The organism is Kitasatospora sp. NPDC002040, from assembly GCF_040296785.1.
GTDB lineage: Bacteria > Actinomycetota > Actinomycetes > Streptomycetales > Streptomycetaceae > Kitasatospora.
In genome coordinates this window covers 805,179-831,104 of record NZ_JBEOXV010000001.1, presented here as the reverse complement: position 1 = coordinate 831,104, position 25,926 = coordinate 805,179, and the positions used below count along the sequence as shown (strand labels likewise).

The 25,926-nt window shown below is 72.1% G+C and carries 24 protein-coding genes and 3 tRNA genes; 9 read left to right on the top strand and 18 right to left on the bottom strand.

Annotated elements, in window-relative coordinates; all coding sequences use genetic code 11:
* The first annotated feature begins 18 nt into the window (after nt 1-18).
* Nucleotides 19-1,038 (top strand): adenosine deaminase, encoded by a 1,020-nt coding sequence (locus ABT118_RS04030; protein WP_350644737.1) that lies wholly within the window; start codon nt 19-21, stop codon nt 1,036-1,038.
* A 20-nt stretch (nt 1,039-1,058) separates the two neighbouring features.
* Here ABT118_RS04030 and ABT118_RS04025 read toward each other — a convergent pair whose 3' ends face one another.
* From ABT118_RS04025 to ABT118_RS04000, 6 genes are all read right to left on the bottom strand, one after another.
* Nucleotides 1,059-2,099, bottom strand: coding sequence for a UDP-N-acetylmuramate dehydrogenase (locus tag ABT118_RS04025; RefSeq protein WP_350644735.1), 1,041 nt, complete (start codon nt 2,097-2,099; stop codon nt 1,059-1,061).
* A gap of 58 nt (nt 2,100-2,157) precedes the next feature.
* Nucleotides 2,158-2,580, bottom strand: a complete 423-nt coding sequence (locus ABT118_RS04020; RefSeq protein ID WP_350644733.1) for a MaoC family dehydratase — start codon at nt 2,578-2,580, stop codon at nt 2,158-2,160.
* A 5-nt stretch (nt 2,581-2,585) separates the two neighbouring features.
* On the bottom strand, nt 2,586-3,044 hold the full coding sequence (locus tag ABT118_RS04015; RefSeq protein WP_350644731.1) for an FAS1-like dehydratase domain-containing protein: 459 nt from the start codon (nt 3,042-3,044) through the stop codon (nt 2,586-2,588).
* A 140-nt stretch (nt 3,045-3,184) separates the two neighbouring features.
* A complete protein-coding gene (gene rpmG / locus ABT118_RS04010) occupies nt 3,185-3,349 on the bottom strand; it encodes a 50S ribosomal protein L33 (protein ID WP_006604855.1) in 165 nt (54 codons plus the stop codon).
* An 83-nt stretch (nt 3,350-3,432) separates the two neighbouring features.
* A tRNA-Met gene (locus ABT118_RS04005) sits at nt 3,433-3,505 on the bottom strand.
* A 45-nt stretch (nt 3,506-3,550) separates the two neighbouring features.
* Nucleotides 3,551-3,623: transfer RNA gene (locus tag ABT118_RS04000), tRNA-Thr, on the bottom strand.
* A 265-nt stretch (nt 3,624-3,888) separates the two neighbouring features.
* On the opposite strand from ABT118_RS04000, the gene ABT118_RS03995 reads away from it, so the two are divergent.
* On the top strand, nt 3,889-5,163 hold the full coding sequence (locus tag ABT118_RS03995; protein ID WP_350644729.1) for an amidohydrolase family protein: 1,275 nt from the start codon (nt 3,889-3,891) through the stop codon (nt 5,161-5,163).
* 38 nt (nt 5,164-5,201) lie between these two features.
* Here the strand turns inward: ABT118_RS03995 and ABT118_RS03990 are convergent, their stop codons facing one another.
* Entirely contained in the window at nt 5,202-7,169 is a 1,968-nt protein-coding gene (locus ABT118_RS03990; RefSeq protein WP_350645103.1) for an APC family permease, read from the bottom strand.
* Nucleotides 7,170-7,559: 390 nt separating this feature from the next.
* On the opposite strand from ABT118_RS03990, the gene ABT118_RS03985 reads away from it, so the two are divergent.
* Together ABT118_RS03985 and ABT118_RS03980 are read left to right on the top strand one after the other, a co-directional pair.
* Nucleotides 7,560-8,162: a superoxide dismutase gene (locus ABT118_RS03985; protein ID WP_350644727.1), complete on the top strand. Its 603-nt coding sequence runs from the start codon at nt 7,560-7,562 to the stop codon at nt 8,160-8,162.
* Nucleotides 8,163-8,307: 145 nt separating this feature from the next.
* Nucleotides 8,308-9,507 (top strand): ScoMcrA-related endonuclease, encoded by a 1,200-nt coding sequence (locus ABT118_RS03980; RefSeq protein ID WP_350644726.1) that lies wholly within the window; start codon nt 8,308-8,310, stop codon nt 9,505-9,507.
* Nucleotides 9,508-9,524: 17 nt separating this feature from the next.
* Here the strand turns inward: ABT118_RS03980 and ABT118_RS03975 are convergent, their stop codons facing one another.
* Both ABT118_RS03975 and ABT118_RS03970 read right to left on the bottom strand, forming a co-directional pair.
* Nucleotides 9,525-10,409, bottom strand: a complete 885-nt coding sequence (locus ABT118_RS03975; RefSeq protein WP_350644725.1) for a YDG/SRA domain-containing protein — start codon at nt 10,407-10,409, stop codon at nt 9,525-9,527.
* Nucleotides 10,410-10,533: 124 nt separating this feature from the next.
* Nucleotides 10,534-10,614: transfer RNA gene (locus ABT118_RS03970), tRNA-Tyr, on the bottom strand.
* Between the two features lie 217 nt (nt 10,615-10,831).
* Between ABT118_RS03970 and ABT118_RS03965 the strand changes: the two genes are divergently transcribed.
* A complete protein-coding gene (locus ABT118_RS03965; protein ID WP_057231451.1) occupies nt 10,832-11,320 on the top strand; it encodes a YajQ family cyclic di-GMP-binding protein in 489 nt (162 codons plus the stop codon).
* 69 nt (nt 11,321-11,389) lie between these two features.
* On the opposite strand, the gene ABT118_RS03960 is transcribed toward ABT118_RS03965, so the two are convergent.
* Nucleotides 11,390-12,058, bottom strand: a complete 669-nt coding sequence (locus ABT118_RS03960) for a hypothetical protein (RefSeq protein WP_350644724.1) — start codon at nt 12,056-12,058, stop codon at nt 11,390-11,392.
* Nucleotides 12,059-12,190: 132 nt separating this feature from the next.
* Nucleotides 12,191-12,664 (bottom strand): hypothetical protein, encoded by a 474-nt coding sequence (locus ABT118_RS03955; protein ID WP_350644723.1) that lies wholly within the window; start codon nt 12,662-12,664, stop codon nt 12,191-12,193.
* A gap of 98 nt (nt 12,665-12,762) precedes the next feature.
* Here ABT118_RS03955 and mug point away from each other — a divergent pair, with 98 nt between their 5' ends.
* Nucleotides 12,763-13,377 (top strand): G/U mismatch-specific DNA glycosylase, encoded by a 615-nt coding sequence (gene mug / locus ABT118_RS03950; RefSeq protein WP_350644722.1) that lies wholly within the window; start codon nt 12,763-12,765, stop codon nt 13,375-13,377.
* Here the strand turns inward: mug and ABT118_RS03945 are convergent.
* Nucleotides 13,374-14,279 (bottom strand): LysR family transcriptional regulator, encoded by a 906-nt coding sequence (locus ABT118_RS03945; protein WP_350644720.1) that lies wholly within the window; start codon nt 14,277-14,279, stop codon nt 13,374-13,376. The genes mug and ABT118_RS03945 overlap by 4 nt on opposite strands.
* Nucleotides 14,280-14,434: 155 nt before the next feature.
* Between ABT118_RS03945 and ABT118_RS03940 the strand changes: the two genes are divergently transcribed.
* Entirely contained in the window at nt 14,435-15,541 is a 1,107-nt protein-coding gene (locus ABT118_RS03940; RefSeq protein WP_350644719.1) for an NADP-dependent oxidoreductase, read from the top strand.
* Here the strand turns inward: ABT118_RS03940 and ABT118_RS03935 are convergent.
* Together ABT118_RS03935 and ABT118_RS03930 are read right to left on the bottom strand one after the other, a co-directional pair.
* Entirely contained in the window at nt 15,522-16,193 is a 672-nt protein-coding gene (locus tag ABT118_RS03935; protein ID WP_350644718.1) for a response regulator, read from the bottom strand. The genes ABT118_RS03940 and ABT118_RS03935 overlap by 20 nt on opposite strands.
* Complete coding sequence (locus ABT118_RS03930; RefSeq protein WP_350644717.1) at nt 16,154-17,476, bottom strand: sensor histidine kinase; 1,323 nt, start codon at nt 17,474-17,476, stop codon at nt 16,154-16,156. Before ABT118_RS03930 ends, ABT118_RS03935 begins: the two co-directional genes overlap by 40 nt.
* Before the next feature lie 115 nt (nt 17,477-17,591).
* On the opposite strand from ABT118_RS03930, the gene ABT118_RS03925 reads away from it, so the two are divergent.
* Nucleotides 17,592-19,463 (top strand): FtsX-like permease family protein, encoded by a 1,872-nt coding sequence (locus tag ABT118_RS03925; RefSeq protein ID WP_350644716.1) that lies wholly within the window; start codon nt 17,592-17,594, stop codon nt 19,461-19,463.
* 172 nt (nt 19,464-19,635) lie between these two features.
* Here ABT118_RS03925 and ABT118_RS03920 read toward each other — a convergent pair whose 3' ends face one another.
* The 3 genes from ABT118_RS03920 to ABT118_RS03910 form a co-directional block, all read right to left on the bottom strand.
* On the bottom strand, nt 19,636-20,223 hold the full coding sequence (locus tag ABT118_RS03920) for a GNAT family N-acetyltransferase (RefSeq protein WP_350644715.1): 588 nt from the start codon (nt 20,221-20,223) through the stop codon (nt 19,636-19,638).
* Nucleotides 20,224-20,334: 111 nt separating this feature from the next.
* Complete coding sequence (locus ABT118_RS03915) at nt 20,335-21,207, bottom strand: formylglycine-generating enzyme family protein (protein ID WP_502884482.1); 873 nt, start codon at nt 21,205-21,207, stop codon at nt 20,335-20,337.
* Between the two features lie 116 nt (nt 21,208-21,323).
* Nucleotides 21,324-22,721 carry a sulfatase family protein gene (locus tag ABT118_RS03910; RefSeq protein ID WP_350644712.1) on the bottom strand — a complete coding sequence of 466 codons (1,398 nt, stop codon included), beginning with the start codon at nt 22,719-22,721 and terminating at the stop codon, nt 21,324-21,326.
* Between the two features lie 529 nt (nt 22,722-23,250).
* Between ABT118_RS03910 and ABT118_RS03905 the strand changes: the two genes are divergently transcribed.
* Nucleotides 23,251-24,750: a SulP family inorganic anion transporter gene (locus ABT118_RS03905; RefSeq protein WP_350644710.1), complete on the top strand. Its 1,500-nt coding sequence runs from the start codon at nt 23,251-23,253 to the stop codon at nt 24,748-24,750.
* Between the two features lie 24 nt (nt 24,751-24,774).
* Here ABT118_RS03905 and ABT118_RS03900 read toward each other — a convergent pair whose 3' ends face one another.
* The gene (locus tag ABT118_RS03900) at nt 24,775-25,791 is read right to left on the bottom strand and encodes a zinc-dependent alcohol dehydrogenase family protein (RefSeq protein ID WP_350644709.1); all 1,017 of its coding nucleotides are present in this window, start codon (nt 25,789-25,791) and stop codon (nt 24,775-24,777) included.
* Nucleotides 25,792-25,926: the final 135 nt, after the last annotated feature.

Sequence of the window (25,926 nt, the reverse complement as noted above, 5' to 3'; positions counted from 1 at the left end):
ATGCGGCAGGATTCGTGAATGGAACGCCAGCGTGATGTACGGAGCCTGCCGAAGGCCCATCTGCACCTGCACTTCACCGGTTCGATGCGACCCGCCACCCTGCTGGAGCTGGCCGAGAAGCACCGGGTCCGGCTGCCCGAGGCGCTCAGCTCCGGCGAGCCGCCGAAGCTCCGGGCCACCGACGAGCGGGGCTGGTTCCGGTTCCAGCGGCTGTACGACACCGCGCGCTCAGTGCTCCGGGACGAGTCCGACATCCGCCGGCTGGTGCTGGAGACCGCCCAGGACGAGGCCCTCGACGGCTCCCGCTGGCTGGAGATCCAGGTCGACCCGACCTCGTACGCCCCCCGGCTCGGCGGCCTGATCCCCGCCCTCGAACTGATCCTGGACGCCGTCCGGCACGCCTCCGCCAGCACCGGCGTCGGCATCCGGGTGCTGGTCGCGGCCAACCGGATGAAGTCCCCGATGGACGCCCGCACGCTGGCCCGGCTCGCGGTCCGCTACGCCGACCAGGGCGTGGTCGGCTTCGGCCTCTCCAACGACGAACGGCGGGGCCTGGCCCGGGACTTCGACCGGGCCTTCGCGATCGCCCGGGCCGGCGGGCTGCTGGCCGCCCCGCACGGCGGCGAGCTCTCCGGGCCCGAGTCGGTCCGGGACTGCCTGGACGACCTCGGGGCCGGCCGGATCGGGCACGGCGTCCGGGCCGCGGAGGACCCGCGCCTGATGCAGCGACTGGCGGACCGTCAGATCACCTGCGAGGTCTGCCCGGCCTCCAACGTCTCGCTCGGCGTCTACGAGCGGGCCGAGGCGGTGCCGCTGCGGACCCTCTTCGAGGCCGGCGTCCCGATGGCGCTGGGCGCCGACGACCCGCTGCTGTTCGGCTCCCGGCTGGCCGCCCAGTACGAGCTGGCCCGCGACGTGCACGGCTTCACCGACGCCGAACTCGCGGAACTGGCACGGCAGTCCGTCCGCGGCTCGCGCGCGCCGGAGGACGTCCAGAAGCTCCTGCTGGCGGACGTCGACGCCTGGCTCAACTCCTAGCCGGCCGCCGCAGCCTCTACCTAGAGGGCGACGCCGATCATCACGGGTTCGTTCACCAGGTCGACCCCGAACGCGGTCCGGACGCCGTCGCGGATCTCGCGGGCCAGGGCCAGCAGGTCCTCGGTGGTGGCGGCGCCCCGGTTGGTGAGGGCGAGGGTGTGCTTGGTGGAGAGGGTCGCCGGGCCGGTGCCGTAGCCCTTGCCGAAACCGGCCTGGTCGATCAGCCAGGCGGCGGAGGTCTTGGTGCACTCACCCGGCGCGGGGTAGGCCGGTGCGCTCCGGTCCCCCAACCGGGCCAGGAAGGCCGCGTACTGATCGGCCGTCAGCACCGGGTTGGTGAAGAAGGACCCCGCCGACCAGGTGTCGTGGTCCGCCGGGTCGAGCACCATGCCCTTGCCCGCCCGCAGCCCGAGCACGGTCTTGTAGGCGGTCGCCAGGTCGACCCGCTCCCCGGCCTCGACGCCCAGCGTCCGGGCCACCTCCGCGTACCGGACCGCCGTGGACAGCCCGTCGGCGTCCTCCAGCCGGAACCGCACCCGCAGCACCACGTACCGCTCGGGGTCGGCCTTGAAGCGGCTGTGCCGGTAGGAGAACTCGCACTCCTCGTTGGAGAGCACGACCGTCTCGCCGGCCCGGCGGTCGTACGCGACCACCTCGGTGATGCCGGTCGCCACCTCCTGGCCGTACGCGCCGACGTTCTGCACGGGCGTGGCGCCGGCCGAGCCGGGGATGCCGGCCAGGAACTCGATGCCCGCCAGCCCGGCGTCCACCGCCCTGGCCACCGCCTCGGACCAGACCTCGCCGGCCGCCAGCTCCAGCTCGGTCCCGTCCAGGGCGAAGCCGGTGGTGGCGATCCGCAGCACCGTCCCGGCGAAGCCCCGGTCGCCGATCACCAGGTTGGAGCCGCCGCCGATCACCAGCAGCGGCTCCCCGGCGGCGTCCGCGGCCCGGACGGTCTCGATGACCTCGTCGTCCGTGGTGGCGGTCACCAGCCGACGGGCCGGGCCGCCGAGCCGGAGGGTGGTCAGCGGGGCAAGGGGAGCGTCCAGTTCAACAAGCACGCCCCCAGCGTACGGGGGCCGCCCGGCCCTGCGGGCAGGTCGGCCCCCGGACCCGGTGTCAGCCGAGCTGAACCACCGCGCGGGACATGTTGAGCACCTTGTTCTCGCCGTTCTTCACCAGCAGGTCGACCCGGACCCGACGGTCGTCCAGCAGGGCGGCCACCTTGCCGGTGACCTCGATCACGGTGCCGGTGCCGTCGTTGGGGACGGGCACGGGCCTGGTGAAGCGGACGCCGTAGTCGACCACCGCACCCGGGTCGCCGACCCAGTCGGTGACCACCCGGATCGCCTCGGCCATGGTGAACATGCCGTGCGCGATGACGTCGGGCAGGCCGACCTCGACCGCGAACTTCTCGTTCCAGTGGATCGGGTTGAAGTCACCGGAGGCGCCCGCGTACTGGACCAGCGTGGCGCGCGTCACGGGGAAGGACTGGGCCGGCAGCTCGGTGCCGACCTCGACCTGGTCGAAGTTGATGGTCATCCTGGTCACTCCCCCGCCTGGTCGGCGGCCCGGGCCACCAGCGTCATGATCGCGGTCACCACGTGCTCGCCGCTCTCGTCGTGCACCTTGCCGCTGACCGTCAGCACGTCGTTGCCGGCCAGCGACTTGATGGCGTCGATGGCGACGGTGACGGTGAGCCGGTCACCCGCGTGGACCGGGCGGCTGTAGCTGAACTTCTGGTCGCCGTGGACGACCCGGGTGTAGTCCAGCCCGAGCTCGGGGTCGTTCACCACCTGGGCCGCGGCCCGGTAGGTGATCACGAACGGGAAGGTCGGCGGTGCGATCACCTCCGGGTACCCGAGCGCCTTCGCGGCCTCCACGTCGGTGTACGCCGGGTTGGCGTCGCCGATCGCGGTCGCGAACTCGCGGATCTTCTCGCGGCCGACCTCGTACGGCTCGGTGGGCGGGTAGGTCCGCCCGATGAACGAGGGGTCGAGGGCCATGGGCTACTCCTCTGACAGTGGGTCACACAGTTAGTGCAGACATGCCTGGAAACGAGAAAAAGCTCCAGGCCGTGCCCCTTGCGGGACACGGCCTGGAGCCAAGAGCCTGATCACACCAGGCCCGACGACGCCTTGCGGGGTCAGCGGGTCTCGCGGTGCGCGGTGTGCGAGTTGCAACGGGGGCAGTGCTTCTTCATCTCAAGACGGTCCGGGTCGTTACGCCGGTTCTTCTTGGTGATGTAGTTCCGCTCCTTGCACTCCACGCAGGCCAGCGTGATCTTCGGGCGGACGTCGGTGGCAGCCACGGGAGTGCCTTCCTGAAAAAATGAGTGATGACACAACAAGAGTAGCCGATCGGGAGTTCGATCTCCCGACCGACTACGCGGGGTAGCGGTGACCGGACTTGAACCGGTGACACAGCGATTATGAGCCGCTTGCTCTACCAACTGAGCTACACCGCTTTGATGATCCGTCAGCCTGACCGAAGTCCGACTGCTTCTCACCAGAGCCCCCATGCGGAATCGAACCGCAGACCTTCTCCTTACCATGGAGACGCTCTACCGACTGAGCTATAGGGGCGAACGAGGAAGAGATTACACGTTTCCCGGCCAGAGGTGAAATCCGTATCCGGCCCGGAAGATCGCAGGTGGGCGGCCCGCACGGGCGCTCCTGTGCAGCACCTGCGTTCGATGACGCCTCGGAACCCATGGCGGCGGGCGCCCCGACCCGATACGACTATTGCCAGCCTCCGAGCGCCCCGGCCCTCCTCGCCATAGGCTCGACCCTCAGTGATCTTGCGGCTCCCGGGGCGCCCCGAGGCCGCCGGGCAGCGAGGAGCCGGCCGATGACCGCGGACAGCGCACCCGCCGAGGGACCGCACCCGGGTGAGGGATCGCAGAAGACCCCCAACCCGCTCGGCCACGGCCCCGTCCTCCTGCTCGCCAACGCGCGGCTCACCGACGGCCGGGTGGTGGACGTACGGATCAGCGGCGACCGCATCCAGGCGGTCGGCACCGCCGGCGGCCTGGGCCCGCTGCCCGCGACACCCGGCAGCCCGACCAGCACCACCGGCGCCCGGATCGACCTCGGCGGCTACCTGCTGCTGCCCGCCCCCGCCGAACCGCACGCCCACTACGACGTCGCCTTCTCGGCCGCGCTGCCCACACCGCCGCCGGAGACCCCCGCCGACCTGATTCGCCGGGTCACCGAGGGCGCGCTCACCGCGCTCGGGTACGGCGCCACCGCCCAGCGCACCCACGTCCGGATCGGCGACGTGCACGGGCTGCGCCGACTGGAGGCCGTCCTGACGGCCCGGCAGGCGCTGCGCGGCCTGGCCGAGCTCCAGGCCGTGGCGATGCCCCGGCTGCTCACCGGCCGGGCCGGTGCCGACGGCCGGGCCCAGCTGCGGGACGCGCTCAAGCTCGGCGCCGCGGCGGCCGGCGGCTGCCCGGAGCTGGACCCCGACCCGGTCGGCTACGTCCAGGTGCTGCTGGAGGCCGCCCAGGAGGCCGACTGCCCGGTCGACCTGCACACCACCGGCGCCGATCCGGCCCAACTCGCCCGACTGGTCAGCGTGTTGGCCCCGCTGCGCCCCCGGGTCACGGTCGGCCCGGTGAACGCGCTGGCGGACGGCGGAGCAGCGGTGCTGGCGGGCGCCGGACTGCGGGTGGTCTGCCTGCCGCAGAACGGCGGCTGCGTCGGGATCGAAGGGCCTTCGGCTCCGCTGCGGCCTTTCCTGGTACGGGAGTTGATCGAGGCCGGCCTCGCGCTCAGCGCCGGTGCGGGCGGCCTGCGCGACCTGGCCAACCCGGTCGGCCGGGCCGATCCGCTGGAGGCGGCGTACCTGCTGGCGGCCGGCGGCGGGCTGAGCCCGGAGGCGGCGTACGAGGCGATCGCCAACCAGGCCCGGATCACCCTCGGGCTCCAGCCCGTCCGGGTCGACGCCGGGTTCCCGGCCGAGCTGCTGGCGGTCCGCGGCGACTCGCTGGCCGGGGCACTGGCAGGCGGGCACAGCCGGCTGGTGATCCACAGCGGCCGGGTGGTGAGCCGGACCAGCGCGGTGCGGGAGTTCGCCGACACGGTGGCGCTGGCGCTGCCCCGGCAGAACACGCCGGGGTAGGCGTCGGCGGGGCTCTCCGGTTGAGGGTCGGGGGTTGGCTAGCTCTTCCTGGGGCCGGTCGGCTCGCCCCGGCGGACCGAACCGGGGGCGCGCGGGACCGGGTGGTTGGCCGCCGCGGAGGAGTTCAGCTGCCAGGGGACGCTGATCACCATCACGCCGGGCGTGAAGAGCAGCCGGCTCTTCAGCCAGAGGGCGGACTGGTTGTGCAGGGCGTTCTCCCACCAGTGGCCGACCACGTACTCCGGGATGAAGACCGCGACCACGTCCCGGGGGCTGTCGCGGCGGACCGAGCGGACGTAGCCGACCACCGGTCGGGTGATCTCCCGGTACGGCGAGTCCAGCACCTTGAGCGGCACCTGGAGGTCGAACTCGGCCCACTGCCGCAGGAGTTCGTCGGTGCTGTCGCGTTCGACCGAGACCGTGAGCGCCTCCAGGGTGTCCGGCTTGAACGCCTGGGCGTAGCCGAGCGCCCGCAGGGTCGGCTTGTGCACCTTGGAGACCAGCACGATGCCGTGCACCCGGGCCGGGCGGACCGACTCGGCGTGCGGGTCGTCCACCGCCAGCTCCTCGGCCGTCCGGTCGTAGTGGCGCCGGATGCCGCGCATCATCAGCCAGAGCAGGACGGCCGCGACCACCGCGAGCCAGGCGCCCTGGGTGAACTTGGTGGCCAGCACGATCACCAGCACCAGTCCGGTGACCACCGCGCCGAGGGCGTTGATCACCCGGGCCCGGTGCGCCCGGCGCCGGACCGGCCCGGCGGGCCGGTCCGTCCGCAGGGTGCGGTTCCAGTGCTTGACCATGCCGATCTGGGAGAGCGTGAAGGAGGTGAAGACGCCCAGGATGTAGAGGTGGATCAGGCTGGTCACGTCCGCGTCGTAGAGCCAGAGCAGGCCGCCCGCCACCAGCGCGAGCGCGATGATGCCGTTGGAGAAGGCGAGCCGGTCGCCCCGGGTGTGCAGTTGGCGGGGCAGGTAGCGGTGTTCGGCCAGGATCGAGGCCAGCAGCGGGAAGCCGTTGAAGGCGGTGTTCGCGGCCAGGATCAGCACCAGCGCCGTCACGGCCTGGACCAGGTAGAACGGGATGCTGTGGTCGCCGCCGAAGATCGCGGCGGCCAGCTGGGCGATCACGGTCTGCTGGGCCGTCCCGCAGTCCCCGGTGAAGCCGATCAACCGGCAGGAGTCCTCGGTGATGTGCACCTTGGCGACCAGCGCCAGCGTGGTGATGCCGGAGAACATCACGATCGCGGTGATCCCCATCACGGCCATGGTGGTGGCGGCGTTCCTGGACTTCGGCTTTTGGAACGCGGGCACACCGTTGGAGATCGCCTCCACCCCGGTCAGCGCCGTACAGCCGGAGGCGAACGCGCGCAGCGCCAGCATCAGCAGCGCGAACCCGGCGATGGTCTCGTGCCCGTGCTCCGGCGCGATCCCGTACTGGGCGCTCTCGGCCACCGGCGCATCCCCGAGCAGGTAGCGGACCAGGCCGGTGACCACCATGATCAGGATGCCGCCGATGAAGAGGTACGTCGGCGCCGCGAAGGCGTTGCCGGACTCCCGTACGCCGCGCAGGTTCATCGCCGTCAGCAGTGCCACGAAGCCCACTGCCATGACGACCCGGTAGTCCGCGAGGCTCGGCAGCGCCGAGATGATGTTCGCGACCCCGGAGGCGACCGACACCGCGACCGTCATCACGTAGTCGACCAGCAGCGAGGCCGCCACCACCAGGCCCGGGCTCGGCCCGAGGTTGGTCGACACCACCTCGTACGAGCCGCCGCCGCTGGGGTAGGCGTGCACCACCTGACGGTACGACAGCACCACGACCACCATCAGCGCCACCACCGCCACCGCGATCCACGGCGTCAGGTAGAGGAACGCCGTGCCGCCGACGGTCAGGACCAGCAGGATCTCCTGCGTCGCGTAGGCCACCGAGGAGAGCGGGTCGGACGCGAAGATCGGCAGGGCCAGCCGCTTGGGCAGCAGCGTCTCCCCCAGCTCCTCGCTGCGCATGGCCTTGCCGATCACGAGGCGCTTCAGCGCCTGGGGCACGTTGAACACATTCGCGAGCGTAAGTGGCGGAGCGTCAGGTTCGCGGGGGCGCGGGATGCCCGGCGTGTCCCGGTTTGCACCTGACGGAGTCTCACTGCCCTTGTCCGGTGGCGGGGGTGGCGGCCCGGACGTCCCGGCGGGCGCCGGTTGGGAAGACGATCAGCACGGGCGGAGGACTCCCGGCGCGGTGGCCGGGACGCACTTCAGCAGACGGCTGGCCACGGGCCGGCCACCCCGCGACACACTCTGATGCCCTTCGGATGTAATTGCAAGCCATACGCAATAGTGTTGCCCCGGCACGCCGTACACACCTCACTGCTTCACTGCACAGCGACTAGGAGCCCTCTACTCATGGGTCAGTACACGCTCCCCGATCTGCCGTACGACTACTCGGCTCTGGAGAAGGCGATGTCCGCCGAGATCCTCGAGCTGCACCACTCCAAGCACCACGCCGCCTACGTCGCCGGCGCCAACACCACGCTCGAACAGCTCGCCGAGGCCCGCGAGAAGGAGAACTTCGGCGGCCTGGTCGGCCTCCAGAAGACCCTCGGCTTCCACCTCTCCGGCCACGTCCTGCACTCCCTCTTCTGGGAGAACCTCTCCCCCGACGGCGGCGACCGCCCCGAGGGCGAGCTCGCCGACGCCATCGCCGAACACTTCGGCAGCTTCGACCACTTCAAGAAGCAGCTGACCGCCGCCACCACCGGCGTCCAGGGCAGCGGCTGGGGCATCCTCTCCTGGGAGCCGCTCGGGCAGCGCCTGATCGTCGAGCAGGTCTACGACCACCACGGCAACGTCGGCCAGGGCACCACCCCGCTCCTCGCCTTCGACGCCTGGGAGCACGCCTACTACCTGCAGTACAAGAACGTCCGCCCCGACTACGTCACCCGCCTCTGGGACGTCGTCAACTGGACCGACGTGACCGCCCGCTTCACCAAGGCCAAGTCCGCCTGACCAGGCTGCTTGTGAGACTCCGAAGCCCCGCCTCCCGCACGGGACGCGGGGCTTCGGGTCGTACTCATCTAGCAACCGAAAATTCAAGGCCTGCTCACGAGTCCGGACCGTAAGCTCACCAAGTCGCCGGAGCAAGGAGTCGCCTGTGAGCACCGATCAATTGCCTGATGCAGAGGCAGTGCGGTGGGCTATCGCCCACTCCGATCAACTCGGCCAGTACACCTTCGGCAAGCGCTATGGATCAGGTAACTCGTCGCGCCAGTTCGTGGAGCACGAGGGGCGACTGTACGCGGCCGACGGTCTCATCGTGGCAGCGCACACCCACCAGTACTCCTCGCTGGAGCCGAACCCCGGTCAGAGCTTCCACGGCACCACGGGCCCCGCTGTATTGCAGTCTCTCGGCTTCCAACTGCGCGATGGCCAACCCTCGACCGTCGAGGAGGAGCGGGCTTGGCGACTGTCGATCTTGCGAAACCTCCAGGCCAGAGCCGACCGCAACGGGCTGCTTCAGGCAGGCGATGTCCGCGCAGTCCATGCCTTCGACAACTACCGCGGGATCTGGGTGGACAAGGAGCGTACTGGCAGCCTCCACCCAGCTGGAGTCACCATCGGCCTCATGCACACCGGCATCCACTACCCGGACGAGATCGACGATGACTCCGCTCTCTACCAGTACCCGCGGACAAGACGTCCCGGCCAGGACAGGTCCGAAATTGCCGCGAGCAAGGCTGCCGCGGAGTTGGCTCTTCCCGTCTTTGTGGTTTCCCAGCGAGGAGACCTCCGTTCCGTTCGCCTCGGTTGGGTTGCCGATTGGGACGACCGCCTCGAGCGGTTCCTCGTGTCATTTGGCAGCACACCGCCGGCGAAAATCCTCGACCAGGAGCTGTTGGATGACAGGCCGTTCGAGCTAGAAGGCAACCGCCGTCGCCGTCGCACCGGCACCGTTACCACTCGGCCGGACCAAGCACGCTTCAAGCTCGAAGTGTTCAAGCGCTACGGCGCCGTGTGCCCGCTCTCCGGTCTGGCTGTGTACGCGATGCTCGAAGCCGCCCACCTCCGCCCCGACGCAGCCAACGGCAGCTCCGATCCTCGCAACGGCATCGTGCTCAACGCTGCACTGCATCGGGCCCTCGATGCTCATCTGTTCGCCATCCACCCCGAAACGCTCGAGGTGATGACCACGCCCTCCGGCCCAACCATCGCCGCATTGGGAATCAAGGCCCCTCACCTCGATCGCAGGGGCAGGCTTCCCCACCAAGAGGCCCTGCGTTGGCGCTACGAGTCCTGGCTCAAAGCAAATCGCCTCACTCCTACGGAAGCCGTACCGCCCACAGCTGCTGCCTGAGGGCGAGACGGTGGCACTCAGCTGCCCGAGATCCAACGCCCGCGGTGCTGCGCCACGAAGCGACTGTCGATGCGATGGCGCGGGTGTGTCCGCAAGTTGCCGAGAAGCTGCTGGGTCAGCCCATCGACGATGCGGAGATCATCGGTCAAATAGCGTGCGCCATAGTCGAAGAGCACATGGCAGTTGGGGCAGAGACACAGCACGTTCTCAGGCACGTCGGGTCCGTTGTACGGCTCACCAATCGCCTGAATGTGCGCCCCTTCACTATAGGGAGAGCCTCCCGGTACCTGCAGTACCTGACCGCACATCTGGCACTGCCCCTCATGGAACTTCTTCACAAGCTGGGTGACTGAACTCTTCCGAACGATCCGCTGCACCGTTGAGGCGCGTCTGGCGGCTGGCTCATGGTCGGCGTCCCCATGGAACGGGGTCACCGGCTGCTCGGGAGGCATGGCGTCCACTGCGACCAACCGAAACTGCCAGATCCGGTAGCCGTTCTCCCCGGCCTTGCTGTGGTGCGACTCCACCCGGAAAAGGCCGTCATAGCGGTAGCCCAAGGAAGGCGCGTGCTCCGAGTGGTTGTTGGCGCCTCGGATGACCCGGATCAGGTTGCCTTCGAGCTCGCTTTTGACGAGGCCGGCGTTCCCCGATGCATCGATCTCCTGGTCGCGGACCTGGCGCCCGTTCGCCTGGCCACCATGCCCGGTGTAGATGATCACATCGCCGTAGTCCCGATCATCGGCGTAGCCACCGGACACCACGATGGAGTCAGCGCCCTCTGACGCGTTGCCATGGATGCCGGCGATCAGCGGGGCATGCACCCCGGCCGCGCTCACCTCCTTGCGCCACCGATACTGCGAGCCGACGGGGTGACCCTCAATGTGCCCAAAAACCTTCGCCATGGGCCCAGCCTGGCAAACAGGTACGACATCCAACAGTGCGTTCACTGCCGCCCATGCGCGCCCCGCTAACACAGAAGGGCCCCTGAGCAGCGTTTCCGCTGGTCAGGGGCCCTTCTTTATCCTGTGGCTGGTGCAGGGTTCGAACCTGCGTAGCTTGCGCGGCAGATTTACAGTCTGCTCCCTTTGGCCGCTCGGGCAACCAGCCAGGATGGTGTCTTGCGGGGCGCTGCCCCGTTCGACCTCGTAAACGATACCTGATGGATGGGGGTGCTTCGCCACTCTGTCGGTCACGTGATGATCAAGGGGGTGGGCGTGGCTGGCGGGGGCGGGCGGGGGTGGGGGTGGATAGGCTTGGGCGGCGCCTGCTCCGATGGGGGTGGGGGCGGACAGTGAAGCCAGAGCATCAAGGAGACCAAGACACCATGGCCGACTCCAGTTTCGACATCGTCTCGAAGGTCGAGTGGCAGGAGGTCGACAACGCGATCAACCAGACCTCCCGCGAGATCGCCACCCGGTTCGACTTCAAGAACGTCGGCGGCGAGGTCAAGCGGTCGGGCGAGAAGATCGAGATGAAGGCCAACGGCGAGGAGCGCGTCAAGGCGATCCTGGACGTGCTGAAGGACAAGTTCATCAAGCGTGGCCTGTCGCTGAAGGCGCTCGACGCCGGCGAGCCGCAGCTCTCCGGCAAGGAGTACCGGATCACCGCGGACGTGAAGGAGGGCATCTCCCAGGACGACGCGAAGAAGGTTGCGAAGATCATCCGCGACGAGGGTCCGAAGGGCGTCAAGGCGCAGGTCCAGGGTGACGAGCTCCGGGTCAGCTCGAAGAGCCGGGACGACCTGCAGACGATCCAGGCGCTGCTCAAGGGCAAGGACCTGGAGTTCGCGATCCAGTTCGTGAACTACCGCTGACACCGCGGCACCGCCGCTGTCGGGCCCCGGACCGTGCACGGTCCGGGGCCCGACGTGTGTGCGGGTGGGTCAGCCGGTGGCCAGGGCGGTGGCGGTGGCCACCGTGGCGGTGAGGGTGCTGGTGGAGAGCGGCGGGACCGCGTCCTTGACGCCCGTCGGGTCCGGGGTGGTGGCGGTGGCCTTGGCGACCAGGTCGGCCGCGGCCTTCTGGACCTGGCCGAGGGCGTCGGCCGGGTTGACCGGCAGCGGCGGGACGATCCGGGTGTCGCCGACCGGGGGCTTGACCGGCAGGTCGGGGACGGGGGCGGCCGGGAGCATGCCCAGCAGGGACTTCACCGCGGCCTGCAGGTCGGCGAGTTGCTTCTGCAGGGCGGCCGGGTCGGGGGTGGCGGAGGTCGCGGAGGTCACCAGTTTGGTGATCTGGCCGAGGACGTCGCCGAGGGAGCCGAGCACCGCGAGGTTCTTGGCGGGGTCGGGGAGGGCCGGGAGGTCGGCGCCCGGGGGCTTCACGGGCAGATCGACCGGGGGTTTCACCGGCAGATCGACCGGGGGCTTGACCGGAACGTCCACCGGGGGCTTCACCGGCAGGTCCGGGAGGGGCGGGACGATCGACGCTAGGGGACGGATGGTGGTCGCCGCGGCGGTGTCGGCAGCGTTGGCGACGGTGACGGATGTGGTGGTGACCGTGGCAAGGCCAAGGGTTGCGGTCAGCACGACGGCCGTCCAGGTGGCACGCATGGGATTGCGCTTCCTCTCAGTGAAGTTCAGGCGGAATCGCCTGAACCTCACGTTGGGCCACCGGTGGTGCACCGGCCACTGCTTGTACGCCGAATGGTTCGGGGCCCGGGCGCCGGACCGCCTCCGCAGTGGTCAGCCGGAGCACCAGTCGACCAGGCGACGGTGTCTGTCGAGGCCGACCGACTCGAACTCGTCCTGCCCGTGGGTGTGTTGGGCGCCGACCTGGCGCAGCGCCTGGGAGATCGGGCTGCCCTCGGACGGGAACGGCTCACCGGTGACCGAGGCGAGCGGGCCGAGCACCACCCGGCCGTCGAACCAGACCGCCGCGTGCTGGGTGCCCGCGCCGCCGAAGAAGTCCGCCTCAACGTAGCCGATCGGGCCGGCCTTGGACCAGGCCGCCATCCGTCGGCCGAACCCGCCGGGGAAGGAGGCGAAGCCCGGTTGGAGCGCGCCACCGTGCTCGGTGACGGTGTCGAAGAGAAGGTCCGTCATCGGGATCAGGGCCAGCTTCTGCTCCAGTCCGGCGACCCGGGCGACCGGTACCTCCGCCGCCACCACGTTGAGCAGTTCCTGCGATGCGATCAGCGCCTTCAGTTCGTAGGACATCTAGCCATTCTGCGCCCTTCAGCGACGGTGCGGCAGCGGATTATCGAACTCACTGTGCATTCGAACGGAGGTCGCGGTGGACCGGGCAGACTGGACGGATGAGCGAGACAGGGAAGCCGACGGCGCGTCAGTTCCGGCCGGGCGCGGAGGAGCTGGCGGCGGCACGGGACCGGACCGTGCCCGATGTGGTGGCGCCCGGGCTGCGGGTGCTGTTCTGCGGGATCAACCCCGGTCTGTGGTCGGGGGCCACCGGGCAGCACTTCGCCCGGCCGGGCAACCGGTTCTGGCCCGCGCTGCACCGGTCCGGGTTCACGCCCCGTCAACTGCGGCCGGAGGAGCAGCGGGAGCTGCTCGGGTACGGGCTCGGCATCACCAACGTGGTGGCCCGGACCACCGCCAAGGCGGACGAACTCACCGCGGAGGAGTACCGGGAGGGCGGGGCGGCCCTGGTCGAGCGGGTGGCCCGGCTGCGACCGGAGGCGCTGGCGGTGCTGGGGATCGGGGCGTACCGGACCGCGTTCGGGCGGCGGGGCGCGGTGGTCGGGCGGCAGTCGGAGGGCGTGCCGGCGGGGTTGGGCGGCACCGAGGTCTGGGTGCTGCCCAACCCGAGCGGACTGAACGCTCACTACACCCTGGACGGGATCGCGGAGGAGTTCCGGCGGCTGCGCGAGGCGGTGGGCGAGACGGTTGGTGAGGCGGGTGGTGAACGCTAGGCCGTGAGCACCGGGGCCGGGGCGGCGCGGAGTTCGCGGATCAGCTCGCGGACGGCCGCGGTGCGGGCCAGGGCCGGGGTGGTGACGTAGCCGACGGTGCGGGTGGGCGGCTGCGGGCCGAGGGCGGTGACGGCGACGCCGGGCGGGGCGCCGAGCAGGGTGAGGGCGGGCATGATCGACATGCCGAGGCCCTGGGCGACCAGGGAGAGGGTGACGGTGTCGTCCTCGACGTTCACCGTGGCGGCCGGGATCCAGTCCTGGTCGCGCCACCAGTCCCGGGTGTAGGAGCCGCAGTTCTCGTCCCAGTCGACCAGTGGGAGGGTGCGCGGCCGGGGATGGCCGACCGGGTGCGCCAGCGCGTACGGCTCGGTGAACAGGCGGCCGGCCAGCAGTCCGGGCAGGGCGGGTGACGGGGCCTGGCCGGTGGCGGCGTCGAGCGTGGCGATGCCCAGTTCGGCGTGGCCGTCGGCGACTTCGCCCGCGGTGCCGCGGCCGATCTCGCGGACGATCCGGAGCTCGGGTGCGAGGCCGGGGTGACGGTCGGCCAGTCGGGCCAGGACGCCGGGCAGCAGGTGGGCGGCGGCGCTGCGGAAGGCCACGATGCGGAGCGGGCCGGTGAGTTCTGCGCTCTCCCGGGCGGCGGCCCTGGTCTCGGTGGCCAGGGTGGCGAGCAGGTGCAGGATCTGCCGGGCGTGGGCGGCGGCCTGTACGCCGGCCGGGGTGGGGCGCGCGCCGTGGCGCCCCCGCTCGAAGAGCACCGCGCCGAGCTTGCGCTCGCAGCCGCGCACCGCGTGCGAGACGGCCGACTGCGACATGCCGAGCGCGGCCGCGGCGGCGGTGAAGCTGCGGTCGCGGTCGACGGCGACGAGAATCCGCAGCTCGTGCGGGGCGAGGTCGGTCATCCGGGCAACCTATCCCGGGCGGACGGCTTCCATGAGGAGTGCTCATGGAAAGCGTCGAACCATCGACGGCAGCACCTGCCCGACCGTCCCCGCGCTCCCTAGCGTGATCACCACACCGAGCACCGCGTGCCGAAAGCCGACCAGGGAGCCCCGCCATGACCCGCACCGCCCGCTTCGTCCACCAGGTCGCCCGGCCGCAGGGCCGCCCCTCCCCCGGCGACTTCGCCTTCGTCGACGTACCGTTGCCCGCCGTCGAGCCGGGCGGGGCGCTGGTGGAGAACATCCACCTCTCGGTCGATCCGTACATGCGTGAGGTGATGGACGTCGGGGAGCTGCACGCCCCCATGGAGGGTCGCGCGCTCGGCCGAGTGGTGGAGTCCCGGTCGGATCATCTGAAGGTCGGCGACCTGGTGGCGCACCGGCTCGGCTGGCGGACCCATGCCCTGCTGAGTCCGGATCAGATCCCGGAGCGGGGTGCGGCGCCCGATCCGGGCGGCGTCCAGGTCCGGCTGCGGGAGCCCGGGGTGCCCGCGCTCCGCTCGGCCGGGGTCCGGGTGATCCGGCCGCCGGCCGGGGTACCGCTCAGCACCTACCTGAGCCTGCTCGGCGGCACCGGGCTGACCGCCTACGTCGGCCTGACCCGGATCGCCCGGCTGCAGCCCGGCGAGAGCCTGTACGTCAGCGCGGCGGCGGGCGGGGTGGGCACGGCGGTCGGGCAGCTGGCCCGGCTGATGGGGGTGGGGCACCTGGTCGGCAGCACCGGTTCGGCCGCCAAGGTGCGGCACCTGACCGAGCGGCTCGGCTTCGACGCGGCCTTCGACCACCACGACGGCCCGATCGGCGGGCAGCTCCGCCGGGCCGCCCCGGACGGCCTGGACGTCTACTTCGACAACGTCGGCGGCGAGCATCTCTCCGGCGCCATCGAGGCGTTGCGGGACGGCGGCCGGATCGCCTGGTGCGGCGCGGTGGCGCAGTACGACGACGCGGCGAACCCGCCCGCCGCGCCGCGCAACCTCTACGACGTGGTGAGCAAGAGCCTGCGCCTGGAGGGCTTCCTGGTCCGCAACCACCGCGAGGTGCAGGGCGAGTTGGAGGAGTACCTGACCCCGTACCTGCGCTCGGGTGCGCTGGTGCCGGACCAGACCGTGACGGTGGGCTTCGACCGCTCGGTGGACGCCTTCCTCGGGATGCTGGCCGGGGAGAACACCGGCAAGGCGATCGTGCAGGTGGCGGAGGAGCCGGTCAGCCGCGCAGGAAGGTGAGCACCGCCAGCACCCGCCGGTGGCTCTGCTCCGCCGGGGGCAGGTCGAGCTTGGCCAGGATGCTGCCGATGTGCTTGGAGACGGCCGCCTCGGAGACCACCAGTTCGCGGCAGATCGCGGCGTTGGACCGGCCCTCCGCCATCAGGGCCAGCACCTCGCGCTCACGCGGCGTCAGCCGGGCCAGCGGGTCGCGGCGGCGGCCGATCAGCTGCCGGACCACCTCGGGGTCGACCACGGTGCCGCCCTCCGCCACCGTGCCGACGGCGGCCAGGAAGTCCTCGATCTGGCCGACCCGGTCCTTCAGCAGGTAGCCGACACCGGAGCCGTCGCCCGAGTCCAACAGATCGGCGGCGTACGAGCGCTGGACGTACTGACTCAGCACCAGCACCGGCAGCCCCGGGCGGGCCTCACGCAGTTCGACCGCGGCCCGCAGCCCCTCGTCGCTCTGGCCCGGCGGCATCCGGACGTCGGTGACCACCAGGTCGGGGACGTGTTCGGCCACCGCCGCGCGGAGCGCCCCGGCGTCGCCCACGGCGGCCACCACCCGGTGCCCGAACCGCTCCAGCAGACCGATCAGGCCCTCGCGCAGCAGCACGCTGTCCTCGGCCAGGACTACTCGGAGCGGGGCGGTGACGGGTCGGTCAGGGTGCACGGGATCTCCAGGCGCAGCAGGGTCGGTCCTCCGGGTGGGCTGCTCACCGTCAGGGTGCCGTCCACCACCGCGAGCCGGTCGGCCAGGCCGGTCAGCCCGGTGCCCCGGGCCGGATCGGCGCCGCCGCGGCCGTCGTCCGACACCTCGACACCGAGCCGCCCGTCAGCGTAACGGCCGGTCAGCCGGGCCCGGTTGGCGCCGCTGTGCTTGGCCAGGTTGGCCAGCGCCTCGGCGACCGCGAAGTACCCGGCGGCCTCCACGGCGGGCGGTGGCCGGCCGGGGAGTTCGAAGTCGAGGTCGACCGGGACGGGGGACCGGTCGGCCAGGTCGGCCACCGCCTCCGGCAGGCCCCGGTCGGCCAGCACCTGCGGGTGGATGCCGTTGATCAACTCGCGGAGTTCGGCGAGCACTTGGCCGACCTCCCGGTGTGCGTCGGCCAGCCGTCCGGCCAGCAGGCTGTCGGTCGGGGCGTCCAGCCGGGCCAGGCCGAGGTTCATCGCGAGGGCCACCAGCCGCTGTTGGGCGCCGTCGTGCAGGTCCCGTTCGATCCGGCGGCGTTCGGCCTCGAAGGCGTCCACCAACCGGGCCCGGGAGCGCACCAGTTCGCCGATCCGGTGGTCCGGCTCGGTCCGGCCGGTGAGCCGGCGGACCAGCGTGGCCCGGCCCGCCGCGACGGCGGTCAGGGGGTAGCTCAGGGCGGCGAACAGGACGGCGCCGGCCAGGGCCAGGGCGAGCGCCGTGGGTTGGTCGTGGATCTGCCAGACCTTCAGCACGTTCACCTGCTCGCCGTCCAGCGCCAGCAGGACCGGGGTGGCCAGCAGCCAGAGCGGGACGAACACCGCGCAGCCGACGGCGGTGAGGTCGATCGGCCAGAGCAGCAGGGCGGCCAGCGCCGTGCAGCCGAGTTCGCGCCAGGTGGCCTGCTCCCGGTACCGGGTCCGCAGCCAGGCCGGCAGCCCCGGGCCGTCCGGGGTGCGGTGCGGCGACTCCACCGGCGTCCGGTCCGGCAGCAGGCGCAGCAGCCGGCGCTCCAGCGCCGCGTACGGCAGCCCGACCAGCGCGAGGGCGGCCAGCAGCGGCAGGCCGATCAGCACCATCGCCAGCCCGCCCGCGACGACCGCGCCCAGCACCAGCAGCAGGCAGAGCAGCAGGCCGGACCCGCCGGTGGCGAGCAGGTAGCCGACGGACCGCCAGGGCCACGGCGAGCGCAGGAAGCCGGGCCGGGCCAGCGCCTGCCAGGCGCCGCCGGGCACTGCCTTCGGGGATCGGGGGCTTGGGGACACGAGGGGAACCCTAGGCGGCGGTTGGCGGCGGCGCGGTAGGGCCAGCCCTACCCCTAGGAGTGGAGGCAGCGCTGGTGATCGGACGGCCCCGGAGCGGTTGGCTCGGAGCATGAGGATGTCGAGAATCGCGTGGAAGTCACTGCGGGTCCGTTGGGTCTCACTGGTCGGGGCGTTCGTCGCGCTGGCGCTCGGTGTCGCGCTGATGGCGGTGATGCTGCTCGGGCTGGCCGCCACCGCGCGGCTGCCCTGGGGCGAGGCCGCCATCGGTCTGAACTCCGCGTTCGGGACGGCGGGCGGGGTGAGCACCTTCGTGGCGGGTTTCGTGATCGCCTCCACCTTCTCCTACGTGGTGGCCCAGCGACAGCGGGAGTTGGGGCTGCTCCGGCTGACCGGGGCGAGCCGGGGGCAGATCCGGCGGATGGTGCTGCTCGAGGCGGTGGCGGTCGGGGTGGCCGCCTCGGTGGCCGGCTGCGCCCTGGGGGCGGTCGGCGCACCCCGGCTCGGCCGGGAGCTGGTCCGGGTCGGTACCGCACCGGAGGGGTTCGCGATCGGTACCGGGATCTGGCCGCTGTGCGCGGCGTTCGCCACCGGCCTGCTGGTCGCCGTCGCGGGCGTCGCGGCCGCGGCCCACCGGGCCGGGCGGCTCGGTCCGTTGGACGCGCTGCGCGAGGCGGACGTCAACTCCCGGGTGATGACGGTCGGACGCTGGTGCTGGGGGCTCGGCCTGCTGGCCACGGCGGCGGTGCTGGTGGGCGTCGCCCTGGTCGACGAACCGGCCTCGCTGCTGCGGCGGAAGAACTACACCGTGCAGCCGATGGCCCTGATCTCCGCCTGCGGCCTGCTCGTCCCGGTGCTGGCCCGTCCGCTGCTGCACGGCCTCGGCGCCCTGCCGGCCCGGCTGACCTCGTACGCCGGGCGGCTGGTCCGGGCGAACGCCCTGGGCGGCATCCGGCGCACGGGTGCGGTGGCCGCGCCGGTGCTGGTCTCGGTGGCCCTGGCCGGCTCGCTGCTCGGCGGCATGGACACGGTGGCGGCGGGACGGGCCGCCGAGGCGCGGGCGCAGAGCACCGCGGACCAGGTGGTGACGCCGCGACCGGGCTCCGATGTCGGCTCCCTGGTCCGGGAGTTGCGGGCGGTGCCGGGTCTGCTGGTCTCGCCGAGCGCGGCGGCGGCCGTGTCGGTGGTGGAGAGCGACGGCGTGACGGTACGGACGGAGGCGCGGGCGGTCGATCCGGCGACGTACCGGGAGGTGGCCCGACTGCCGCTGCTGGCCGGGTCGTTGGCGGAGCTGGACGACGAGTCGGTGCTGCTGCCCGAGGAGTGGGAGCAGCACACCGTCGGCGCACCGGTGGAGCTGGTGCTCGCGGACGGGGCGCGGCGGACGCTGCGGGTGGCCGGCGTGCTGCGGGACGGGACCGGGAACAACGGGCTGTACGTGACGGCACGGAACGCGCCCGGGGCGCGGACCGACCGGATCGAGCTGCGGGGCGGCCGGGTGGCGGAGACGGCTGCGGTCGTGGGCCGGTACGGGGCCGAAGTGGTGGACCGGGAGCGGTGGTTGGCCGTGCACTACCCCGTCTCGCCGAACCGGGTCGCCTGGCTGCGGGCGGTGCTGGTACTCGGGCTGGCCCTGGTCTACACGGCGATCGGGCTGGCCAACACGCTGGTGCTGGCGACGGCGGACCGGAAGCGGGAGCTGGCCCAGTTGCGGCTGGCCGGAGCGACACGGTGGCAGGTGATCCGGGTGGTGACGGCGGAGTCGCTGCTCGCGGTGGCGGCGGGGGGCCTGCTCGGGGCGGTGGTGACAGGGGTCAACCTGACGGGGATGCAGCTCGCGCTGCGACTGTTGGGGGTGGAGCCGCCGGTGGTGGTGCCGTGGGGGGCGCTCGCGGGGGTGGCGGGGGGCTGTGCGGCGGTGGCCGTGCCGTTCACCGTGGTGGCGGCGGCGTGGGCGCTCCGGCGGCGGCCGGTGACGGTGATCGGCTGACGCAGTCCTCGGGTGGCCGCTTCGGCAGGCGCTCAGCAGGGCTCGGCCAGGGCAGGGATCTCCGGCGTGCGGCGCGAAGAACCGTGCCTGACCAACCAGGCCGAGGTCGGCGCCGCCCGCGCGGCAGCGCCCCGGCCCCCGCCCGTCGACGGTCGAGCGGCTGCCGACCGGGTCAGGCGTCGCTGGCGAGGCGGGCGTGGAGGTGTTCGTCGTGGTAGTTGCCGTCGCCGAAGCAGTGGCTCTGGCGGAGGGTCCCCTCCAGCAGATAGCCGGCCCGGCCGGCCACCCGGCAGGAGGCGGTGTTGCCGACGGCGTGGCCGAGTTCGATCCGGCGGGCGTCAGCGGTGGTGAAGGCCCAGCGGGTGGCGGCCTCGAGGCCGCGGGTGGCGAGGCCGCGGCCCCGGGCGTCGGGGACCAGCCAGTAGCCGATCATGGCGAGGGCGTCGCCGCGGTCGACCCAGCGGACGGTGACGCTGCCGAGCAGGCCGTCGAAGTCGGGGGTGAGCAGCGCGAAGGAGGCGAGGTCGCCGCGCTCCCAGCCGGAGACCCGGCCGGCCAGCCAGCGTTCGGCATGGGCGACGGTCCTGATCGGGAGCGGATTCCAGAGGGATATCGCGGGGTCGGCGGCGAGTGCGGCCAACTCCCGGGCGCGGCGCTCCGGTTCGCCGACCAGGCTCCACGGACGGAGTCCGAAGCCGTCCCCGGCCAGGTCGGCGGGGGTGAACGTCGGCAGGAAGTTCGGGGACTGATCAGTGCTCATGCCCGCCTGTCTACCTGCTGCGGGGGCCGCTGCGCCACCCCTGTGCAGCCGGCCCTGCGCTGTCACCTCTGTACTGCCGCCCCTGCGCTGCCACCCCTGTTGCTGCCGCCCCTACGCAGCCGCGACCCGGAAGCCGATGTTGCCCGCCGAGCTGTCGGGGGTGTTGGAGCTGCGGGCGGCGACCCGGTAGCGGTTGCAGTAGGAGTCGTGGCACATGTGCGAGCCGCCCCGCATCACCCGGCGGTCGCCATCCGGCGGCCCGGCCGGGTCCCGGCGGGGGCCGGTGCGGTGGAAGTCGGGGCTGAACCGGTCGGCGCACCACTCCCAGACGTTGCCCGCCACGTTGTAGAGCCCGTGGCCGTTCGGGCGGTAGCTCTTGACCGGAACGGTGCCGCGGTGGCCGTCGGCGGCGGTGTTCAGGGTCGGGAAGACGCCCTGCCAGATGTTGCACATGAGGCGGCCGCCCGGCGTGAGCTCGTCGCCCCAGGGGTAGCGGCGCTGCTCCAGCCCGCCCCGGGCGGCGTACTCCCACTCGGCCTCGGTGGGCAGCCGGCTGCCGGACCACTCGCAGTACGCCTGGGCGTCGTGCCAGGAGACGTGCACCACCGGGTGGTTCTGCCGGTCGCCGACCGAGGAGCCGGGGCCCTCGGGCCGGCGCCAGTCGGCGCCGCCGACCGCACGCCACCACGGGACGCCGGCCACCGACCGGGCGGTGGCCGCCGTCTCCGGTGCCAGGAAGCCCTCGAACACGAAGCTGAACCCGAACCGCTCCGCCTCGGTCAGATATCCGGTGGCCTTCACGAAGCTGCCGAACTGCGCGTTGGTGACAGCGGTCGGCGCGATCCGGAACGGGCCGACCTCCACCTCGCGGACCGGGCCCTCGCCGTCGGCCGGGAAGCCCACCGGGTCGTCGGTGCCCATCAGGAAGCGCCCGCCGGGGAGTTGGAGCAGGCCCTTGGCCGCCCTCGGCGGGGCGACGGTCAGGGTGAGCGCTGCCGGGGCCGACCCGGACCGGCCGGGGGTGCAGCAGGACCGGGTCGGTTCCGTACTCACGGTGCAGTGTCCTCTCGGATGGATCCCGGCGGCGCCGGGCGTGCGGGTCAGGCCCTGCGGTCGGCCGACAGCTGGGCGGCCAGGGCCGGGATGCCGAGGGCCTGTTCCTGCTGCGGGGTGGCCTGGTACAGCAGGTTCTTCAGCTGGTACGGGTCGCTGACCAGGTCGTAGTACTCCCGGAACACCACCTGCCCGGTACCGGAGACCGTCCCGTTCACGTCGGTCCTGAGATCGTAGTACTCGGTGTACTGCTTGTCGGTGGCGACGTACGAGGCCCAGGTCTCGGGGGTGCCCGCCCCGGCGCCCTGGCGCCACCACTCGACCAGCAGGTGGTCCCTGCGGTACCCGGTGAGCAGCGAGCGGCCGTCCTGCGGAGTGTCGGGGACGATCCCGGCGGCGTCCAGGATCGTCGGCGCGATGTCGATGTTGGCGGCGATCCGGTTGTCGGTGGTACCGGCGCCGAGCCCGCCGGCGGGCCAGGAGAGGTAGAACGGCACCTGGTGGGACGGGGAGTACGGCACGGACTTCTTCAGCCAGCCGTGGTCGGCCCAGGTGTAGCCGTTGTCGCCGATGTAGATGACCAGGGTGTTGTCGAGCTGGCCGAGCGCGGCCAGCTTGTCGTGCAGGGCCTGCACCGCGTCGTCCACCGAGAGCAGGGTGCGGAGCTGGCGCTGCCTCAGGGCCTGGGCGTCGGCCAGGGTGGCGGTCGCGTTGCGGATGTAGGCGGGCTTGTCGCTGCGGTCGGCCTCGGTCACCGAGGGGCGGCCGTTCCAGGCCGGGACGGGGGTGTCGGCGTACTTGGGCGCGGGCTTGTTGGGCTCGTGCGAGGCGAACGGGGTGACGTAGGCGAACCACGGGCGGGTGTCGGTGGCGGCCTTGTCGAGGAACGCCAGCGCGTGGTTCTTGATCACGTTGGTGGCGTAGCCGTTGATGGTGCGGACGGTGCCGTTGTCGTTGTACCTGGCGTCCTGGTACGAGGGCTGGAGCAGCAGCCAGTCCTCGAAGTGCGGCGGATTGTCCGCCAGCGTCCAGGAGTTGAGGTACTTGCCGAACAGCCCGGTGCGGTAGCCCGCCTGGCTCAGGTAGCGCTGGACGGTGGTGTGCTGGTCCAGTGCGGCCGAGGCCCCGTTGTTCCGGACCCCGTGGTTGTGGGCGTACCGGCCGGAGAACACCGAGGACCTGGACGGTGCGCAGAGCGGCGTGGCGACATGGCCGTTGGGGTACGTCACGCCCTGGCCGCCGAGCCAGGCGATGGTGTTCTGGATCGCCCAGTCGGTGTGCTTGGGCTGGTCGTCGGTGACGATCAGCAGCACGTTGGGGCGGGCTGCGGACGCGGCGGCGGCCGTACCGGCGGTGGCCAGCGGGACGGCTCCGGCGGCGGCGACAGCGGCGGCTCCGGCGAGGAAGCCCCGCCGGTTGATGGCGGGACGGATGTTCTCGGGCACCACGGAATTCCTTTCGGCGTCGGTGAACTCCGGTGCCGATGGCGGGACATGCCGAAAGGGCACCGGAGTGGGGGGAGAACGCGCGATCCCGGGGAGGGGGAAATCACCCGACGGGGAATCGCGGACAGAGCCGAGACGGCGCCGCGATCAGCGGCGACGGGCCGCGAAGGTCACGCGGCGGGGGTGCTGGGGGCGCTACAGAGCCCGCTGGCCAGTCGGCCGAAATCGACGTGGCGGCGGGCCGCGAGGAACTCTCCGGCTGCCATGCAAGCGACAATAAGGGCCCGCGCGGACGGCCCGCAATGGCGTCTCGCCCAGGACACACCGAATTCACGAACGGCGCCCGCCGACCCCTTTCGTGCCCCGGCGGGGCGGGTGGGACACCGGGTGCGCGGGCGGAGTCCGGGCCGCTGCGCCGCCACGGCTCGACGGTTCCACCCGGCAGGTAGAGTCGGACACTTCCCTCCCCTCCCCCAGCCACGCGGCCGTGCGGCCGTGCGGCCGCGCCCGAGTACGACAGGTCCCCGCCTTGCCCGCTGCCCAGCCTGCTGTCGCGCGACTGCGCGCCTTCCGCCCGTCCTGGCTCAGCCCGAAGGTGGCCCGTACCGAGGTGCTGGCGGGCCTGGTGGTCGCGCTGGCGCTGATCCCGGAGGCGATCTCGTTCTCGATCATCGCGGGGGTCGACCCGAGCGTCGGCCTGTTCGCCTCGTTCACCATGGCCGTGGTGATCGCGGTGGTCGGCGGACGCCCGGCGATGATCTCCGCCGCCACCGGTGCGATCGCCCTGGTGGTCGCACCGCTCGCCCGGGAGCACGGCTTCGGCTACCTGATCGCCACCGTGATCCTCGGCGGCCTGTGCCAGATCGCGCTCGGGGCGCTGGGGGTGGCCAGGCTGCTGCGGTTCGTCCCGCGCAGCGTGATGCTGGGCTTCGTCAACTCGCTCTCCATCCTGGTGTTCCTGGCCCAGCTGCCGAACCTGGTCGACGTCCCCTGGGCGGTCTACCCGCTGCTGGCCGGCGGCCTGGCGCTGACCGCGCTGCTCCCCCGGTTCACCCGGGCCGTCCCGGCGCCGCTGGTGTCGATCGCGGCGCTGACCGCCGTCACCGTGGGCGCCCACCTCGCCGTGCCCACCGTCGGCGACAAGGGCGAGCTCCCCTCCGGCCTGCCGCTGCCCGGCCTGCCCGACGTGCCGTTCACCGTCGCCACGCTGACCCTGATCGCCCCGTACGCGGTCGCCTTCGCGCTGGTCGGGCTGATGGAGTCGCTGATGACGGCCCAACTGGTCGACGAGATCACCGACACCCGCTCGAACAAGACCCGGGAGTCGATCGGCCAGGGCGTCGCCAACATCGTGACCGGCTTCTTCGGCGGCATGGGCGGCTGCGCGATGATCGGCCAGACCATGATCAACGTGAAGGCCTCCGGTGCCCGCACCCGGCTCTCCACCTTCCTGTCCGGCGCGTTCCTGATGGTGCTCTGCATCGTCTTCGGCCCGGTCGTCTCCCGGATCCCGATGGCCGCGCTGGTGGCGGTGATGATGCTGGTCTGCGTCGCCACCTTCGACTGGCACTCCGTCAGCCCGCGCACGCTCCGCCGGCTGCCGGTCGGGGAGAGCGCCGTGATGGTGATCACCGTCGCCTGCGTGGTCGCCACCGGCAACCTCGCCGTCGGGGTGATCACCGGTTCGGTCTGCGCCATGGTGGTGTTCGCCCGCCGGGTCGCCCACTCCGCGGACGTCACCCGGGTCACCGACCCGGCCGGCGGCCAGGTCCGCTACACCGTCACCGGCGCGCTGTTCTTCGCCTCCAGCAACCACCTGGTGACCCGGTTCGACTACGCGAACGACCCCGCGAAGGTCGTGATCGACCTCACCGGCGCCCACATCTGGGACGCCTCCTCGGTCGCCGCCCTGGACGCGGTCACCGCCCGGTACGCCCAGCGCGGCAGGACCGTCGAGCTGGTCGGCCTCAACTCCCCGAGCGCCGAACTGCACAGCACCCTCAGCGGACGGCTCGGCGCCGGCGTCTGAGCCGCACCCCCGCCCGGCCCGCCGCTACCCGTGGCTGATCACCACCCGGCCGAACGGCCGGCCCTCCCGGTAGTGCCGGAAGGCCGCCGGGGCCTCCAGGAACGGGAACACCCGGTCGATCACCGGACGGGTCCGGTGGACCGCCACCGCCCGGTTCAGCGCGGTGAACTGCGCTCGGCTGCCGACCGCCACGGGCCGCACCTGCGCCCCCGCGGCGAACAGCAGCCGGGCGTCCACCGCCGGCCCGGTCGGGGTGTCGGCCACCCGGTACCCGACGTACGCGATCTCGCCGCCGAGCCCGGTCGCCCGCAGCGACTGGTCCAGCGCTCCCGCGACGTGCACCACCTGCTCCACGCCCCGGCCGCCGGTCAACTCCCGTACCACCTCGTGCCAGTCGGGCTCGGCGGTGCGGTCGATCACCTCGTCCGCACCCAGCTCCTTGAGCCGGACGGCCTTCGCCGCACCGGAGGTGGTGGCGATCACCCGGGCCCCGGCCTGCACCGCCAGCTGGACGGCCGCCAGGCTGACCGCGCCCGTACCGAGGGTGAGCACGGTCTCGCCGGGGAGCAGCGGCCGTCCGCCGGTGAGGGCGTTCCACGCGGTCAGCATGGTGAGCGGCAGCGCGGCCGCCTCCTCGTACGACAGGTGGTCGGGTATCCGGACCAGTGCACGCTCGGCGACCACCCGGTACTCGGTGAGTGTGCCGTCCAGCCAGGAACCCAACTGGGCGGCGCGGTCCAGCCCGAACGGGCCGTCCACCCAGTCCGGGAAGACGGTGAGCGCGACCCGGTCGCCCGGGGCCAGGGTGCCGGCGCCCGTCCCGAGGGCGACCACCTCACCGGCGCCCTCGCACCCGGCGACCACGTCGGGACGGACCGGCAGCGGGTAGTCGTCGGCCAGGATCAGCAGGTCCCGGAAGCTGACCGCGTTGGCCCGCATCCGCACCAGCACCTCGCCGGGGCCGGGCTCGGGTACGGCGTGCTCGCGGAGGGTCAGAGCAGCGGCGGCGGTGCCGGCGGCGGTGATGTGGTAGCTCTTCACGGTCTTCGCTCCTCGGTCGACAACTGACCTGCTGCCAAAGGGGCCTGGCGTGGACGGCGCCTTTGGTCCGGGTCACGGCACCGATCCTGCGGGGTCCGCCGCAGCCGGACAATTCCGTCCAGGGAATGGCCGGGT